Origin of the sequence: Streptomyces sp. (genome assembly GCF_035563135.1) — a bacterium.
Lineage (GTDB): Bacteria > Actinomycetota > Actinomycetes > Streptomycetales > Streptomycetaceae > Streptomyces.
Genome location: NZ_DATMVN010000175.1, coordinates 1 through 3164, shown reverse-complemented (window position 1 = coordinate 3164; position 3164 = coordinate 1). Strand labels below are relative to the sequence as shown.

Below are 3164 nucleotides of genomic sequence, written 5' to 3'. Positions count from 1 at the left end.
ACACCGTGTACTTCGGCCAGGGCGCCTACGGCATCCAGGCCGCCGCCCAGCGGTACTTCAGCGTCGACGCCGCCGACCTGAGCCTGCCGCAGGCGGCGATGCTGGCGGGGCTGGTGCAGAGCCCGACCAACGACGACCCGATCACCCATCCGGCCAACGCCCAGGTGCGCCGCAACCAGGTGCTGCAGCGGATGTTCGACCTGGGGCACATCAGCGAGGCGGAGTTGACCGAGATCTCGGCCGCGCCGGTCGCCGTCGCACCGGGCGAGGCATCGCCCAATGGCTGTATTGACGCCTCGATCGGCGGGTTCTTCTGCGCCTACCTGCAGCAGTACCTGGTGCAGGCCCTCGACATCTCTCAGGAGACGCTGAACAGCGGTGGGCTGACCATCCGCACCACGCTGCGCCCGGACATGCAGGCCGCCGGAGACCGGGCAGTGCTCGCCCAGCTCCCGACAGGGGACCCGCGGGCTGCCATGTTCACTGCCGTGGAGCCGGGCACCGGCCGTGTGCTGGCGATGAGCGTCAACCGCCGCTACGGCTGCTCGGCGGCCGACTGTGAGTCCGTCGTGCTCAACACCGCTCGCAGCCAGGGCTCCGGATCGACCTACAAGGTGTTCACCGCCGCCGCCGCGCTGGAACGCGGGATCCCCGCCGATCACATCCTGACCGCGAGCAGCCCCTACGTCTCTCGGGTCTACACCAGCAACGGTCGGCCCTACGTGGTGCACGCCTTCGCCGGTGGCGGCAAGGCGACGATGACCATGGAGGAGGCGCTGTACAGGTCCTCCAATCCCTACTTCATGGCGTTGCAGGATGAGTTGGGCAGCGTGGAGGGCCCGGTGCGCGTCGCCGAGCGGATGGGCATGCACTTCACCGCCTCCTCGGCGGAGCAGATCATCGGCGGGAACCGCGGGTCGTTCACCCTCGGTGCCGAGGCCACCAGCCCGCTGGACCTGGCCAGCGCCTACGCGACGCTGGCCGCCGGCGGCACCCGATGCGACCCGACGCCGGTCACCGCCGTCCTCGACCGCAACGGCCAGCCGCTGACCGGACCCGACGGGAAACCGATCGACACCGACGACAGCTGCACTGCCGGAGCCGTCTCACCGGCGGTGGCCCACACCCTCGCCCAAATGATGCGCAAGGACGTCGAACCGGGATATCCCGGCCAGACCGCCCCAGCCGCCTACATCCCCGGCCACCAGATCGCCGGCAAGACCGGAACGACGCAGAACAACTTCTCCATCGCCTTCGCCGGCTACACCCCGCGGTACTCCGCCAGCGTGATGGTGCTCAACCCCAAGAAGAACCAGGACGTCGGTGGGCAAGGCGGCGGCATGGGCGCCACCATCTGGCACGACGCCATGTCCCCCATCCTGACCAACGCACCGGTGGTGCCCTTCCCTGCAGCCGACCCGGTCCTGGCCGGCAGCACCGTCTCGGCCAACCCGCCCCCCGCAGCAGATACCCCCGGCCAAGACGCCGGCGGAGATGCGGCTGGTGACGACAACGGCAACCCGCGGGACAACGGCAACGAGACCGAGGACCGCGACCCAGACGGCATCAACTGACCCGACCGCCCCGGGAGTGCTGGCGGCCGCCGCCCCTGAACCCGGGGCGGTTAACCCTAGGCTGAACCCTGTGGTGATCAGGCGCACCTCACCGACTCGGCTGGTACCGGTGGCCGCGGTGTGTGTAGTGATGGTCACCGGTTGCACCACGGCCGGACCGATCGGCAGGGAGTCGGCGACCGCGAGTGCCACCTTGCCCGGCTCGACCACCTCGACCCCGACACAGCCGGCGTCGGTCACGGTGGTGGCCACCGGGGACGTGCTCATCCACCAGGGTGGCGCGCTCGTGAACGGAGCAGCTGCAGCCGGGCGGGCGCAGGGCACCGGCTACGACTTCAGCGGCGTGTTCACTCCGGTAGCACCAATCATTGGTGCCGCGGACCTGGCGATCTGCCACCTGGAGACCCCGCTGGCCCCACCGGAGGGTCCGTTCGAGGGCTATCCCACCTTCGATGTGCAACCGCAGATCGCCGACGCCCTCGCCGGTGCCGGCTACGACACCTGCTCTACGGCGTCGAACCACTCCATGGACGCCGGCTTCCCAGGGCTGGTGCGCACCCTGGACGCTCTCGACGCCACCAGCATCGGGCACACCGGCACGTTCCGCACCGAACAGGACAGCCAGACGCCGCACCTCATGACCATCGGCGGGGTGAGATTCGCGCACATCGCCTGGACCTACGGGCTCAACGGCATCCCCGAGCCCGCCGGGCAGCCGTGGGCGGTCAACGACTTCAACCCGGCAGGACCGCAGGTCGACGGGATCCTCGCCGACGCTGCTCGGGCGCGCGCCGCTGGCGCCGAGGTGATCATCGCCAGCGTGCACTGCTGCACCGAATACCAACACGACCCGAGTGCGGCGCAGGTCGCGATCGCTCAGGCGCTGCTGGCCTCACCCGATGTCGATCTGGTGCTGGGCCACCACGCCCACGTGGTGCAGCCCTTCGAACAGGTCAACGGCAAGTGGGTGGCCTACGGGCTGGGCAACCACATCGCCGAACAGGATCTGCCGGTCACCTACGACTCGGTGATCGCCCGGTTCACCTTCACCCGTGGCCCAGACGGCCACTACGCCGTCAGCGCCGCCGAGGCGGTCCCTACCCACATCCAACCCCAAGGCGACGGCTTGACCGTGCTACCCACCGGACCTGGCGACCCCTCCTACGAGCGGGTCACCGAGGTCCTCACCCGCCGCGGCGGCACCGACGCCGGCCTGACCATCACCAACCGGTGACCACGGGCCGATCGGACAACAGGTCACCGCGGGCCGCGCGGGACCCAGGCTATGACGAGGTGGCGGGCACGGGCCGGGTCGCAGGTCGGCTCCACCGTCGTTCGCGAGTGAGACGACCGGTGCCCGCCCTTCCATCTTCAGCTCAGCGGCGGCTCACATGCTGACGCCGCGCGCACGCAGCCAGGAGGCCGGGTCGATGGCGCCGGGGTCGTGGATCTCCAGGTGCAGGTGAGGGCCGCTGGAGTCACCGCGGTTGCCGACGGTGGCGATCTGCTGGCCGGCGGCGACGTGCTCGCCGACGTCGACCAGCCAGGTGTCGATGTGCCCGTACCAGGCAACCGAGCCGTCGTCGTTGT

The 3164-nt window shown here is 70.0% G+C and carries 3 protein-coding genes; 2 read left to right on the top strand and 1 reads right to left on the bottom strand.

What is annotated here, in order from left to right; all coding sequences use genetic code 11:
• Both VN520_RS07360 and VN520_RS07355 read left to right on the top strand, forming a co-directional pair.
• Positions 1-1574, top strand: a 1574-nt coding sequence (locus tag VN520_RS07360) for a transglycosylase domain-containing protein (RefSeq protein WP_325746041.1), incomplete at its 5' end; no start/stop codon positions are given.
• A 130-nt stretch (positions 1575-1704) separates the two neighbouring features.
• Complete coding sequence (locus tag VN520_RS07355) at positions 1705-2808, top strand: CapA family protein (RefSeq protein WP_325746042.1); 1104 nt, start codon at positions 1705-1707, stop codon at positions 2806-2808.
• A 153-nt stretch (positions 2809-2961) separates the two neighbouring features.
• Here the strand turns inward: VN520_RS07355 and VN520_RS07350 are convergent.
• Positions 2962-3164, bottom strand: a 203-nt coding sequence (locus VN520_RS07350) for a M23 family metallopeptidase (protein ID WP_325746040.1), incomplete at its 5' end; no start/stop codon positions are given.